General features: G+C 71.0%; 15 protein-coding genes and 1 tRNA gene. 7 read left to right on the top strand and 9 right to left on the bottom strand.

The genetic code is table 11. The features are described 5' to 3' along the window. The first annotated feature begins 101 nt into the window (after positions 1-101). Positions 102-1214, top strand: coding sequence for an LLM class flavin-dependent oxidoreductase (locus tag QSV35_RS19395; protein WP_286290631.1), 1113 nt, complete (start codon positions 102-104; stop codon positions 1212-1214). Between the two features lie 56 nt (positions 1215-1270). On the opposite strand, the gene QSV35_RS19390 is transcribed toward QSV35_RS19395, so the two are convergent. Continuing rightward, a tRNA-Pro gene (locus QSV35_RS19390) sits at positions 1271-1344 on the bottom strand. 103 nt (positions 1345-1447) lie between these two features. On the opposite strand from QSV35_RS19390, the gene QSV35_RS19385 reads away from it, so the two are divergent. From QSV35_RS19385 to QSV35_RS19375, 3 genes are read left to right on the top strand one after another with little or no spacing between them, the layout of a single operon-like run. Further along, the gene (locus QSV35_RS19385) at positions 1448-2026 is read left to right on the top strand and encodes a GNAT family N-acetyltransferase (RefSeq protein WP_286290629.1); all 579 of its coding nucleotides are present in this window, start codon (positions 1448-1450) and stop codon (positions 2024-2026) included. A gap of 32 nt (positions 2027-2058) precedes the next feature. Continuing rightward, positions 2059-2760, top strand: a complete 702-nt coding sequence (locus tag QSV35_RS19380; protein WP_419956875.1) for a lysoplasmalogenase — start codon at positions 2059-2061, stop codon at positions 2758-2760. Next, on the top strand, positions 2757-3113 hold the full coding sequence (locus tag QSV35_RS19375; protein WP_286290627.1) for an RNA-binding S4 domain-containing protein: 357 nt from the start codon (positions 2757-2759) through the stop codon (positions 3111-3113). The genes QSV35_RS19380 and QSV35_RS19375 overlap by 4 nt, the downstream gene beginning before the upstream one ends. 19 nt (positions 3114-3132) lie before the next feature. Here the strand turns inward: QSV35_RS19375 and QSV35_RS19370 are convergent, their stop codons facing one another. Next, positions 3133-3897, bottom strand: a complete 765-nt coding sequence (locus tag QSV35_RS19370; protein ID WP_286290624.1) for an SDR family oxidoreductase — start codon at positions 3895-3897, stop codon at positions 3133-3135. A gap of 73 nt (positions 3898-3970) precedes the next feature. On the opposite strand from QSV35_RS19370, the gene QSV35_RS19365 reads away from it, so the two are divergent. Both QSV35_RS19365 and QSV35_RS19360 read left to right on the top strand, forming a co-directional pair. Next, entirely contained in the window at positions 3971-4855 is an 885-nt protein-coding gene (locus QSV35_RS19365; RefSeq protein WP_286290623.1) for a sigma-70 family RNA polymerase sigma factor, read from the top strand. Between the two features lie 47 nt (positions 4856-4902). Next, positions 4903-5502 carry a DnaJ family domain-containing protein gene (locus QSV35_RS19360; RefSeq protein ID WP_286290622.1) on the top strand — a complete coding sequence of 200 codons (600 nt, stop codon included), beginning with the start codon at positions 4903-4905 and terminating at the stop codon, positions 5500-5502. Between the two features lie 22 nt (positions 5503-5524). Here the strand turns inward: QSV35_RS19360 and QSV35_RS19355 are convergent, their stop codons facing one another. Continuing rightward, a complete protein-coding gene (locus tag QSV35_RS19355; protein ID WP_286290621.1) occupies positions 5525-6421 on the bottom strand; it encodes an NUDIX domain-containing protein in 897 nt (298 codons plus the stop codon). Positions 6422-6503: 82 nt separating this feature from the next. Here QSV35_RS19355 and QSV35_RS19350 point away from each other — a divergent pair, with 82 nt between their 5' ends. Continuing rightward, a complete protein-coding gene (locus tag QSV35_RS19350) occupies positions 6504-6920 on the top strand; it encodes a GNAT family N-acetyltransferase (RefSeq protein ID WP_286290620.1) in 417 nt (138 codons plus the stop codon). 55 nt (positions 6921-6975) lie between these two features. On the opposite strand, the gene der is transcribed toward QSV35_RS19350, so the two are convergent. From der to QSV35_RS19320, 6 genes are read right to left on the bottom strand one after another with little or no spacing between them, the layout of a single operon-like run. Then, positions 6976-8499 carry a ribosome biogenesis GTPase Der gene (gene der / locus QSV35_RS19345; protein WP_286290619.1) on the bottom strand — a complete coding sequence of 508 codons (1524 nt, stop codon included), beginning with the start codon at positions 8497-8499 and terminating at the stop codon, positions 6976-6978. Beyond that, positions 8496-9278, bottom strand: a complete 783-nt coding sequence (gene cmk, locus QSV35_RS19340; RefSeq protein WP_286290618.1) for a (d)CMP kinase — start codon at positions 9276-9278, stop codon at positions 8496-8498. Before cmk ends, der begins: the two co-directional genes overlap by 4 nt. Then, entirely contained in the window at positions 9271-10389 is a 1119-nt protein-coding gene (locus tag QSV35_RS19335; protein ID WP_286290617.1) for a prephenate dehydrogenase, read from the bottom strand. Before QSV35_RS19335 ends, cmk begins: the two co-directional genes overlap by 8 nt. Next, a complete protein-coding gene (locus QSV35_RS19330; protein ID WP_286290616.1) occupies positions 10386-11159 on the bottom strand; it encodes a pseudouridine synthase in 774 nt (257 codons plus the stop codon). The genes QSV35_RS19335 and QSV35_RS19330 overlap by 4 nt, the downstream gene beginning before the upstream one ends. Beyond that, positions 11156-11737: an SMC-Scp complex subunit ScpB gene (scpB, locus tag QSV35_RS19325; protein ID WP_286290615.1), complete on the bottom strand. Its 582-nt coding sequence runs from the start codon at positions 11735-11737 to the stop codon at positions 11156-11158. The genes QSV35_RS19330 and scpB overlap by 4 nt, the downstream gene beginning before the upstream one ends. Then, a complete protein-coding gene (locus tag QSV35_RS19320; protein ID WP_419956876.1) occupies positions 11727-12569 on the bottom strand; it encodes a segregation and condensation protein A in 843 nt (280 codons plus the stop codon). The genes scpB and QSV35_RS19320 overlap by 11 nt, the downstream gene beginning before the upstream one ends. Positions 12570-12591: the final 22 nt, after the last annotated feature.

Below are 12591 nucleotides of genomic sequence, written 5' to 3'. Positions count from 1 at the left end.
TTCCTGACAGCCGACGTCGGCGTGCTCGGGAATCGATTCACCGGCGTCGGCGTTCCATATGATTGACACGTCAATAAGAAGCGCACGGGAGTATGAGGACGATGACGGAGCAGAGCACGCGATTCGAGTTCGGCCTGAACTCCTTCGGGGATGTCGCGACCGACAACGGGCGGGTCATGTCCGATGCGGAGTCGGTGCGCCTGCTGGTGGAGGAGGCGCAGCTGGCTGAATCGGTCGGACTGGACGTCTTCAGCGTCGGCGAGCATTACAAGGAGACGTCGGTCGATTCGGCGACTCCCGTCGTGCTGGCCGCGGCCGCGCAGGCCACATCGAAGATCCAGCTGGGCACGTCGGTGACGGTGCTCTCGACACAGGATCCGGTGCGCCTCTACCAGGAGTTCGCGACGGTCGACGCGATCTCGAACGGACGCACCGAGATGGTGCTCGGCCGCGCGTCGGCGATCGAGTCGTTCTCGCTGTTCGGCTACGACATCGCCGAGTACGAGGCGCTCTTCGAGGAGAAGCTCGACCTGTTCCTCCGGTTGATGCGCGAGGACCGCGTCACCTGGTCGGGCAGGTACCGCCCTCCGCTCGACGACGTCCGACTGCATCCGCGCATGCCCGAAGGCGGCATCCCCGCCTGGATCGGCATCGGCGGCAGCCCGGACTCCGTGGTCCGCGCGGCACGCAACGGCCTGCCGCTCATGATGGCGATCATCGGTGGGCGTCCGGAACGGTTCGCCGGGCACGCGGAGTTGTACCTCCGCGCGCTCGACTCCTTCGGGCATCCCGAACTGCCGATCGCGCAGCACTCGCTCGGCCTGATCGCGGAGACGGATGACGAGGCCAAGACGGTGCACTGGAAGCACTGGGAGCCGGTCGTGACCGCGATCAGCAAGGAGCGCGGCTTCTACCCGCCCACCGCTGAGCGGTACGCGGAGGAGGTCGACACCGGCGCACTGTACGTCGGGTCGCCCGAGACTGTCGCGCAGAAGGTCGCCGCCATCGCGCGGTCGAACCATCTGTCACGGTTCGACCTCAAGTACGACATCACGCATCTGCCGCGCGACGTCCGGGAACGCAGCATCCGTCTGTTCGGCGAACGGGTCGCGCCGCGCGTCCGCGAGCTCCTCGACGAGGAGCCGGGCGACTGGCACCTCACGGGACGACGGACCGCCCAGATCGTCAAGGGCGGGAAGGCCGTCCACGTCTGATGCGCCGGTGAAACGACGAAGCCCTGGTGGATCTTGCGATCCACCAGGGCTTTCTGTCGGGATGACAGGATTTGAACCTGCGACCCCTTGACCCCCAGTCAAGTGCGCTACCAAGCTGCGCCACATCCCGTTGACCCGCACGCGGGCAACTCCCCCATCTTAGCCGCTCGCGCGGGCGCCCGCGAACCGGCCGGCCCTTGAGCGTGTCCGAGCCCCCTCCTAGTCTCGGCACCATGTCCACGATCACGATCGAGCCCGTGACCCCCGACCGCTTCGCCGACGCCGAGCACGCCCTGTCCGGCGGCGGCGACGGCCGTTCCTGCCAGTGCCAGTGGTGGATGATCACGAACGCCCAATGGCAGGGCACCAGCCAGGAAGAACGCCAGGGGATGCTGCGCGCCGAAGTCGACGCGGGTCCCCCTCCGGCCCTCGTCGCCTACGTCGACGGCGAAGCCGCCGGCTGGGTGCGTGTCGGCCCGCGGACCGCACAGCAGCGCATCGCGCGCACGCGCGCGTTCGCAGACTCGCCGCATCCCTTCGACGATGAGTCGGTGTGGGCGGTGTCCTGCTTCGTCATCCGGCGCGAGCACCGCGGCGCCGGCCTGACCGCCGAGCTCCTGGACGCGGCCCTCGCCTATGCCGCAGACAACGGCGCCCGCGTCGTCGAGGCGTACCCGGTCGATCCGACCGCCGCGAAGAAGAGCGCGAACGAGATGTACACCGGCATCCTCTCGACGTTCCTCACCGCGGGCTTCACCGAGGTCGCCCGCCCGAAGCCGCACCTCGCGATCGTCGAGAAGGTCCTCGCCTGAGACACGGTCTGGACGACCGTACGATGGGACGCGTGTCAACGTCGCCGCGCACCCGCTGGTGGGCCTTCGCCCCCTACGCCATCGTCTCGCTCGTCCACATCGGTGCGCTCGCCGCCTACGACGACAGCCTCGCGGCCGTCACGAAGTTCCTGCTCATACCGCTGCTGGCATGCGCCGTCTTCATCGTCGCGGCCGGGTGGCCGAAGGAGAAGGCCCGCGTTCTCGCCATCCTCGGAGTCGGACTCGCCTTCTCATGGATCGGCGACGAAGCCGCCGTCTTCTTCCCCTTCGCCCCGGAGCTGCCCATCATGCTCGGCGCCTTCGGCATCGCACACGTCATGTACATTTGGCTGTTCAACCGGCACCTGGCCGTCCGCCGCCTGCCGGTGTGGACGGCGATCTACCTCGTGTGGTGGGCGGGCATGCTCGCGTTCCTGTGGCCGCACCTCGGCAGCCTCACCGTGGCGGTCGTCCTCTACGGGCTCGTCCTCGGCGGCACCGCCGCCAGCGCCGCACGCTGCCACCCGATCGTCACCGTGGGCGGAGCGCTGTTCCTGGCCTCCGACACGATCCTCGCCGGCCGCATCTTCGTGCCCGACATGATGCCGCACTGGACGAGCCCGATGGTCATGCTCACGTACTGCGCCGGCCAGGGGCTCATCGTCGCGGGCACCCTCGTCGCGCTGCGCAGCCGCGCCGTCGCGCCCGTCGCCGAGGTGCTCGCCACACCATGAGCACCACGGCGCGAGTGGATGCGTGGCTGTGGGCCGTGCGGATCTACAAGACCCGCTCCGCCGCGACCACGGCATGCCGCGCCGGACATGTGCGGGTCGGCGGTGAGCGCGCGAAAGCCGCGCAGACCGTGAAACCGGGTGACGAAGTGCGCGTGCGCATCGACGGGTTCGACCGGCTCCTCGTCGTCCGGGAGCCCATCTCGAAGCGCGTCGGCGCGGCGCTGGTGGCCGTCGCCATGGAAGACCGGACGCCTCCGCGCGACCCGGTGCCCGTCATCGCCCAGCGCGATCGCGGTGCCGGGCGCCCGACGAAGCGCGAGCGCCGCGACATCGACCGGCTCCGCGGCCGCTGATCGGATCGCACTGACCGGCTCAGGCGGCAGCGGGCACCGCGGCGCGGAGCGCCAGATACTCCGACCACGTCAGAGCGCCGCGCAGTGCGTCGGACCCCGCGAGGTTGGCGCCGTCGCGGTACGCGCGGCCCATGGCGCCCGGAACATGGACGGGCAGGAACGATCGCCGAAGTCCGCGCGCGGACGCGAGCTGCCTGAGCATGGTCGGAACCTCGATGACCTCCGGGCCTGCGATGTCGGGAACGCGCCCAGCCGGGGCGCCGTCGACGAGCTCGGCGAGTCGGGCGGCGACATCCGCGACATCCACCGTCTCGAACCGAACCCCCGCGGGCGCCGGCACGATCGGCGACTTCATGAGGCCGCCGAACACGGTCCACGCGAAGTCATGGAACTGTGCGGCTCGCAGCACCGTGTACGGCACACCGGATGCCGCCACCACGTGCTCCGAGCGGTCCTTCGACCGGAAGTACGCGAGCGGGAGGGCGTCCGCACCGGTCACCGAGATCAGCACCACATGTCCGACGCCCGCCGTCCGCGCCGCGTCTGCAACGTGCCCGGCGCCGATCTCGTCGCCCTTGTTGCTCCCCGCCAGATGGAGGACGGTGTCGACACCGGCGAACGCGGCGTCCAGACCTGCTCCGGTGAACGTGTCGCCGACGACGAATTCGCGGCCCGCGTGCGCGGATCGACTGAGCACCCGCACATCGTGACCCCGTCCGCGCAGCAGCGGCACCACGTGTCGCCCCAGGTTTCCGGTTCCGCCGGTCACGAGAATGGAAGCCATCATGTCTCCTTCTGTCACATCGGGGCGCGCTGCCCCGTCACCCTTACGACGACACACCTGAGGAGGATGTGACATGACCGACGAGAATTCTCTCGCCGAACGCTTCGAACGGCAGCGTCCCCGGCTCCGAGCCATCGCGCTGCAGCTGCTCGGATCGAACCGCGACGCGGACGACGCAGTGCAGGAGACCTGGCTGCGGCTTGCCCGCAGCGACGCGGCATCCATCGAGAATCTGGACGCATGGCTCACGACCGTCGTCTCCCGGATCTGCCTGGACATCCTCGGATCCGCTCGCTCCCGCAGAGAACGGGCCTGGCAGGTCGAGCGGTGGCCGGAGGAGCCCGTCGATCCGGACGCGTGGGCGGACCCTGAGCAGGCCGCGCTGAGCGCCGACCGCGTGAGCGTCGCGCTGCTCGTCGTCCTCGATCAGCTGAGTCCCGCCGAGCGCATTGCATTCGTCCTCCACGACGTGTTCGCCGTGCCGTTCACCGAGATCGCGCGGACGCTCGACCGCTCCCCCGATGCCGTCCGCCAGCTCGCGTCGCGTGCACGGCATCGCCTGCACGGGGCGCCTCCGGCCGAGGACGCGCCGAGCCCCGGGGCCGCCGGGCGGGCCATCGTCTCCGCCTGGCTCACAGCGGTCCAGGAGGGCGACTTCCGCGCGCTGCTCTCGCTGCTGAGCGACGGGGCCGTCTTGTACGCCGACTACGGGACGACCTCCGAGACCCTCCGCGGATCGGCGGAGATCGCCGGACAGGCGACGCTCGCCGCGCGCCTCGCCGCGCACTCGCAGCCCGTCCTGATCGACGGCCTGCCGGGTGTCGCCGTCGTCCACAACGGGCGCGTGCTCTCCCTCATGGCCTTCACCGTGGCGGAGGGCCGCATCGTGCGGCTCGACGTCCTCGCCGACCTCGCCCGCATCGCGGACACCGGCGCGACGGAGGCCGTCGGCCTCTGACCACGGACGCTCCGCGAGAATGGGAGCAGAGTACGCGCAGAGGTGACATGAGCGAAGACGCCCGAGCAGAGGCTCGGCGGCGATCCGAGCGAGCGGCACGCGGCCGGCAGGGGGACGCCGCCGACACCGCCGAGGACACCGCCGCGCCCAGTGGGCGGCCGGGCGGGATGTCGGAGCTCGAGCGCGCCGCGGTGGTGGAGACCGCGATCCAGCAGGCCATCCGGCGCGGCGAGTTCGACGATCTCCCAGGCGCGGGCAAGCCCATCCCGAGGCTCGGCGACCACCACGATCCGGATTGGTGGATCCGTCGGAAGATCGAGACCGAGCAGCTCCGCGGGCTCGGGCCCGCAGCCCTGACGCTCCGCGTCGAGAACGCAGAGCTCGATGCGCTCCTCGACGGGCTGGTTCGTGAGACGGATGTCCGCGAGACACTCGAGGATTTCAACCGCCGCGTCATCGAGGCGCGCCGCCAGCTGCAGGGCGGTCCGCCCGTCGTCACCCCGACGCGCGACGTCGAGGCGGAGGTCGCCGCATGGACAGAGCGCCGGACGGCCCGGCAGACGGCATCGCGGCCGGACGGGCAGGTCGACCACGCCGACGCGCAGCCTCGCCGACGCATCCGGTGGCAGAGCCGCCGACAGCGCTGAGCCCGCCAGCCGGCACCAGAAGCTAGAGGAGGTCGAGCAGCCAGCGCGCACCGCGCACGGCGGCACCCGCATCCGTCGCCCGATCTGCGAGCCCGCGATCGCTCGTCACGACGGTGACGACGCGGCCGGATGCGACGAGGCGCGCCGCCTCCGCGGCGATCGTGTCGTCACCCTCGCCCGCGGCCTTGACCACGGTGATGCCCTCGACGCCGGCAGCCGCCCGCGCCTGCCCCTCGAGAACGGCCGTGAACTCCGGGAACCACGTCGTCTCGGGGAGATCCAGCGCGGCTGCGGGCGTACCGGCCGCCGCCAGGGCCCCGATCCGTTCGATGAGCCGGTCGGCGGCTCCCGCCCGGTCGCGCCACCAGCCGTCGGGCACTGCGCCGACGACGTTCGCCGCGTCGACGACGACCGCGGGGCGCACCGTGAGCAGGTTGCGCAAGTGCGGCCAGGATGCGGCGAACCCCGGATGCAGCGGCCGCGCATCGACCTCGGACACCGGAACCCACGCGAGCTCGCGGCTCTCCGGATCGCTGATGACGGGTTCGAACGGCTCGACGGTGTCGCCGACGAGCGTCGAATACGACCAGTAGCCGAGGTCGAACACGCTCATGAGCCGCGGGCGGATCGCTCCGTCCGGCACCCCGGCCTCCTCCTGCGCCTCGCGAATGGCTCCGTCGCACGCCGACTCGCCTTCGTGCCGCGCGCCGCCCGGCAGCGCCCACGTGTCGCCGTAGTGGCTCCAGGAGACGCGATGCTGCAACAGGACGCCGCGATCGGGGTCGTAGGCGAGGAGTCCGGCCGCGCCGAATGCGCCCCAGTACCGCTCCCCCGACGGCGCGACCACCCAGGCATCGCCCGGGTCGCGCGGGCCGTGCGGACGACGGCGTTCATCGAAGGCGGGCGGCTCGATGGTCACCCACCCAGCCTGTCACACCGGATGGCCACGCGGATCCGAGTGGCCACGGCGGACACCCGACACGACCCGGCACACTGGAGCGATGACCTCCCTCGATTACGTGTTCGACGACGACCCCGCCCGCATCCAGTTCGACGTCGTATGGGGGTGGCTGTCGACGGACGCCTACTGGGGCCGCTCGCGCTCCCGTGAGGATGTCGCGACGCAGGTCGCGCGCGCCTGGCGCGTCGTCGGCGCCTACCGTCAGGACACCGGCGAGCAGGTCGGATTCGCGCGGGCGGTGTCGGACGGCGTCACATTCGCCTACCTGGCGGACGTCTTCGTCCTGCCCGACCACCGCGGCAACGCCCTCGGCAAGGGGCTGATGCGGCTCATGATCGACGACGGCCCGGGAGCCCACATGCGGTGGACGCTCTTCACGAACGATGCCCACGGCCTGTACCGGCAGTTCGGGTTCGCGGAGCCGGACGAGACGGCGATGGTGCGACCGGCGAGCTGAGCGGCGGAGACGACGGATGCCGCGACCCGTGGATCGCGGCATCCGTCTTCGCTCGTCAGCGCTGGCGCTTCTCCCGCACGCGCATGTTGAGCACGATCGGCGTGCCCTCGAAGCCGTACAGCTCTCGCAGGCGCCGCTGGATGAAACGGCGGTAGCCGGCATCCAGGAATCCCGTCGTGAACAGGACGAAGGTCGGCGGACGCGTGGACGCCTGCGTGCCGAAGAGGATGCGGGGCTGCTTGCCGCCGCGCACCGGGTGCGGGTGCTCGGCGACGAGCTCGGACAGGAACGCGTTGAACTTGCCGGTCGGGATGCGCTGGTCCCACGACTCGAGCGACGTCTCGAGCGCCGGCACGAGCTTGTCGAGGTGACGGCCGGTGCGCGCCGAGATGTTGACGCGGGGCGCCCACGCGACGTGGGCGAGGTCCTGCTCGATCTCCCGCTCGAGGTACCGGCGGCGATCGATGTTCTCCATGTCGTCGTCGAAGAGGCGATCCCACTTGTTGTAGGCGAGCACGAGCGCGCGACCCGACTCGAGCACCATGTCGATGATGCGGACGTCCTGCTCGCTGATCGGCTGTGACACGTCGAGCACGACGACGGCGACCTCCGCCTTCTCGAGCGCGGCCGAGGTGCGCAGCGACGCGTAGAAGTCGGCGCCCTGCTGGAGGTGGACGCGGCGACGGATGCCGGCGGTGTCGACGAGGCGCCACAGCTTGCCGCCGAGCTCCACGATCTCGTCCACCGGGTCGCGCGTCGTGCCGGCGAGCTCGTTGACGACGACCCGCTCCTCACCGGCCGCCTTGTTGAGCAGCGACGACTTGCCCACGTTCGGGCGGCCGAGGATCGCGACGCGGCGCGGACCGCCGATCTCGCCCTTCGCGACGGCCGAGACCTCGGGGAGGACCTTCACGATCTCGTCGAGGAGGTCGGCGACGCCGCGGCCGTGAATGGCGGAGACCGGGTGCGGCTCGCCGAGACCCAGGTTCCACAGGGCCGCGGCCTCGGGCTCCTGGCGGGCATCGTCGATCTTGTTCGCGACGAGGAAGACGGGCTTGCCCGACTTCCGGAGGAGCCGAACGACGTGCTCGTCGGTCGAGGTCGCACCGACCATCGCGTCGACGACGAACAGCACGACGTCGGACAGGTCGATCGCGACCTCGGCCTGTGCCGCGACCGAGCGGTCGATGCCCTTGGCGTCGGGCTCCCAGCCGCCGGTGTCGACGAGCGTGAAGCGCCGCTCCATCCACTCGGCCTTGTAAGTGACGCGGTCGCGCGTGACGCCGGGCGTGTCCTCGACCACGGCCTCGCGGCGCCCGAGGATGCGGTTCACGAGCGCCGACTTGCCGACGTTCGGGCGACCGACGATCGCGACGACGGGGAGCGCGGGGAGGAACTCGATGCCGTCCGCGCCGAGTTCGACGCCGGCGAGCAGCGCCGCATCCTCGTCGTCGAGCTCGTAGTCGACGAGCGACGCGCGGAGCGTCTCCGCGCGCTGCTCGGCGAGCTCCTCGTCGAGGTTGGCGAGATTCTCGGCGAGGTTGTCCTCGCCGCCCTCGTACTCGTCTTCCGTGCTCATGCGTTCGTCCCTTCCGCGTCGAGCGCGAGCTGTGCGCGCACGACGTCGAGCACGGCGTCCACCGTGCCGTCGAAATCCAGATCGGTCGAGTCGACCACCACGACGCCGGGCGCCGCGGTCATGAAGTCGACGACCGTCGAGTCTGCGGCGTCCCGCTTGTGCAGTGCCGCGGCGACGGATGCCGCATCGTGCGTCGACACCTCGCCCGCGCGCCGCGCGGCCCGCACCTCGGGCGCGGCCGTCAGAAGGATGCGCACCGGCGCATCAGGCGCGACCACCGTCGTGATGTCGCGCCCCTCGACGATGACGCCCGGGTAGCCCGAGCTGTCGACGAGCGTGCGGAACATCGCGTTGACCGACTCCCGTACTGCGGGAACGCGCGCGACGCCCGAGACGGCATCGGACACGCGCGGCTCGCGGATCGCCTCGGTGACGTCGGCCTCCCCGACGCGCACGCCGTAGGCGTCGGGGTCGAGTGCGATCCCGAAGGCGAAGTCTCCGACGACGTCGAGGACGGATGCCGCGTCCGACGTGTCGACGCCGTGCTCGAGCGCGTGCCACGCGAGAGCGCGATAGGCCGCCCCCGTGTCGAGGTACCCGTAGCCGAGGCGGCGGGCCGCCTGCTTCGAGACGCTCGATTTGCCGCTGCCGGCGGGGCCGTCGATGGCGACCACAACGGTCCCCGAGCTCGCGCCGGTCCCCGAGCTCGCGCCGGTCCCCCAGCTGGCTCCGGTCCCCGAGCTCGCTCCGGTCCCCGAGCTCGTCGAGGGGTCAGTCATTGGTGGTGCTCGCAATCTTCCATCCGCGGGCTTCGAGCCCGTCGACCGCGCGGCGCACGGCCGTCGGCTCGACGCTGATCTCGGCGAGACCGAACTGCGCGCGGGGCGAGTGCTCCAGACGCAGGTCCTCCACGTTGACCTCGAGTTCGCCGAGCTCTCCGAACAGGCGACCCAGCTGCCCAGGGGTGTCGTCCACCATGACGACGATCTGCTCGAAGCGGCGGTTCTGGCCGTGCTTGCCGGGGAGGAGCTCGACGCCCTCGTTTCCCCGGCGGATGGTGTCAGCGACGGTGCGACGGGCACCGGGGGCGTCAGGGGCGCGCAGGGCGTCCGACACGCGCGTGAGGTCGGCGGCGAGCGCATCGAGCACGTCGACGACCGGGGCGGCGTTGGCGCCCAGGATCTGGACCCATAGCTCGGGGGCGGATGCGGCGATCCGCGTCGTGTCGCGCACGCCCTGGCCGGCGAGGCGGAGCGCGCCGTCGGGCGCGTCGGGGAAGCGCCCCGCGAGGAGGCTCGCGACGAGCTGCGGGACGTGCGAGGTCAGCGCGACCGCGCGGTCGTGCTCGTCGGGCGCCATCTCGATCGGCGTCGCGCCGAGATCGAGGGCGAGCCCCTCCACCACGGCGAGGTCGGCGGCCGACGTGTCGCCGTCGCGGCACACGACCCAGGGCCGGCCGACGAAGATGTCGGCGCGCGCCGAGATCGCTCCGCCGCGCTCCCGGCCGGCGAGCGGGTGGGAGCCGATGTAGTGCGTGAGGTCGACGTCGCGGCCCTGCAGCGTCTGGAAGGGCTCGAGCTTGACGCTCGCGACATCCGTCACGACGACACCCGGATGGGCGGCGAGCTCACGCTCGATGACGTCGGCCGTCACGTCCGGCGGGACGGCGACGACGATGAGCGACGGGCGGTCGTCCGGGCGCGCGACGCGACCGGCGCCGTAGTCGACGGCGAGGCGCAGCTGAGCGGGCGAGGTGTCGTCGAGGGCGACGTCGACGCCGAGCGCGCTGAGGGCGTGGCCGATGCTGGAGCCCAGAAGCCCCGCACCGACGATGCGCACCGTGCCGTGCGTGCGCGCGGCTCGCGCTGCGCTCGTCGAAAGCTCGGTCACCGGGCCTCCTGATCCCCCTCGGGCCCCGCGCCCGTCGCCTGGCGCGACAGCGTCAGCAATGCGCCCCTCTCAACTTTAGTCAACTCGCGTGCCCTCCCCACCGGGAGAGTTCCCAGGTGGAGCGGTCCGAACTGGCGCCGGACGAGCTCGAGCACGGGATGGCCGACTTCGGCCATCATCCGGCGCACGATGCGGTTGCGTCCGGAGTGGAGCGTCAGCTCGACGAGACTCGTGCTTCCGGAGGCATCCAGCAGCCTCGCCTTGTCTGCGGCGATCGGGCCGTCCTCGAGCTCGACCCCGCGGGTGAGCTTCGCGATCGTCTGCGGCGTGACGCGCCCGTCGACCTTCGCGATGTAGACCTTCGTGACGCCGAACGACGGATGCGCGAGCACGTGCGCGAGCTCGCCGTCGTTGGTGAGGACGAGAAGGCCCGAAGTCTCCGCATCCAGCCGCCCGACGTTGTAGAGGCGCTCCTCCCATTCCTCCGTGAAGCGCCGGAGGTCCGGGCGGCCGCGCTCGTCCTTCATGGAGCTGACGACGCCGGTCGGCTTGTTGAGCATGACGTAGCGCTTGGACTGGTCGAGCTGGATCGCCGTGCCGTCGACGTCGACGATCGCCGTCTCCGGGTCGATGCGCGTTCCGAGCTCGGTCACGACGACGCCGTCGACGCGCACCCGGCCCTCGACGATCATCTGCTCAGCGACGCGACGCGACGCCACGCCGGCGTTCGCGAGCACCTTCTGCAGGCGCACGCCCTCGGATTCTGTCATCGTGCTCCCTCGAAGATGTCGGTGTCGTCCGGTCCGTCCAGGAGCGGCGAGATGTGCGGCAGCTCGTCGAGCGAGTTGATGCCGAGGTTCACGAGCAGCGCGTCCGTCGTGCCGTAGAGGATCGCGCCGGTCTCGGCATCCGTCCCCACCTCCGTCACGAGACCGCGCGCCAGCAGGGTGCGGACGACCGAGTCGACGTTGACGGCACGGATGGATGCCACCTGCCCGCGCGAGACGGGCTGCTTGTAGGCGATCACCGCCAGCGTCTCGAGCGCGGCCTGTGACAGCCGCGACGGCGCCTGCGTGTTCACGAAGTCGGTGAGGACCGCGTCGTGCTCAGCACGCGCGTAGAGACGCCATCCGCCACCGACCTCCCGCAGCTCGAAACCGCGGCGCGGGCCACCGGCCTTGCCGTCGTAGTCGTCGACGAGCGTCTCCACGGCCTGGCGGACCGCGGGGACGGGCGCCGACACCGCCGTCGCCATCGTCACGAGGCTCAGCGGCTCGTCGGCGATCATGAGGACAGCCTCCAGCTGCTCGGTCAGCGGCGGCGCCGCATCCATCACGTCATCTGTCATAGTCGGCTCCCAAGGCGGCCAGGTTCTCCTCCGACCACCGGTCGGCGGTCCAGCGCAGGGTCAGCTCCCCGAGCGGTTCGAGCTGCTCGAATCCGATCGCGGCGTGGCGGTACAGCTCGAGGACGGACAGGAACCGCGCGACGAACACGCCCGGCTGGCTGACGCCCGCGACGACCTGCCGGAACGACAGCGTCCCCGCAGTGCGCAGCATCGAGACGACGACGGCGGCCTGCTCACGGATGCTGACGAGCGGCGCATGCAGATGATCGAGCCCGACGTGCGGGATCTCCTTGGGCGTCATGGCGAGCACGGCGAGCGCGGCGAAGTCGTCGAGACTGAGGGTCCATACGAGCTCGGGCACGGTGTTGCGGTACTTCGCGTCCAGCCGCACCGTGCGCGCGTGACGCCGGTCCTCGGCCTGCATCCGGCCGGCGAACCACGTCGAGGCCTCCTTGAAGGCGCGGTATTGCAGCAGGCGCGCGAACAGCAGATCGCGCGCCTCGAGCAGGGCGACCGACTCCGCGTCGACGAGCTCGCCCTGCGGCAGGAGACCCGCGACCTTCATGTCGAGGAGCGTCGCCGCGACGACGAGGAACTCGGATGCCTCATCCAGCTCATCCGCGCCCTCGAGGGCGCGCAGATAGGAGATGAACTCGTCCGTGACCTTCGAGAGCGACACCTCGGTGATGTCGAGCTCGTGCTTCGAGATGAGGGTCAGCAGCAGATCGAACGGCCCGTCGAAGACGCCCAAGGAGACGCGGAACCCCTCGCCCTCTCCGGTCCCCGAGCGTTCTCCGGCCCCCGTGCCATCCGCGGTCCCCGAGCCATCCACGGTCCCCGTGCCATCCGCGGTC

Origin of the sequence: Microbacterium candidum (assembly GCF_030315975.1) — a bacterium.
GTDB classification, from domain to species: Bacteria; Actinomycetota; Actinomycetes; order Actinomycetales; family Microbacteriaceae; genus Microbacterium; species Microbacterium candidum.
This window is presented reverse-complemented; position numbering and strand designations above follow the sequence as displayed.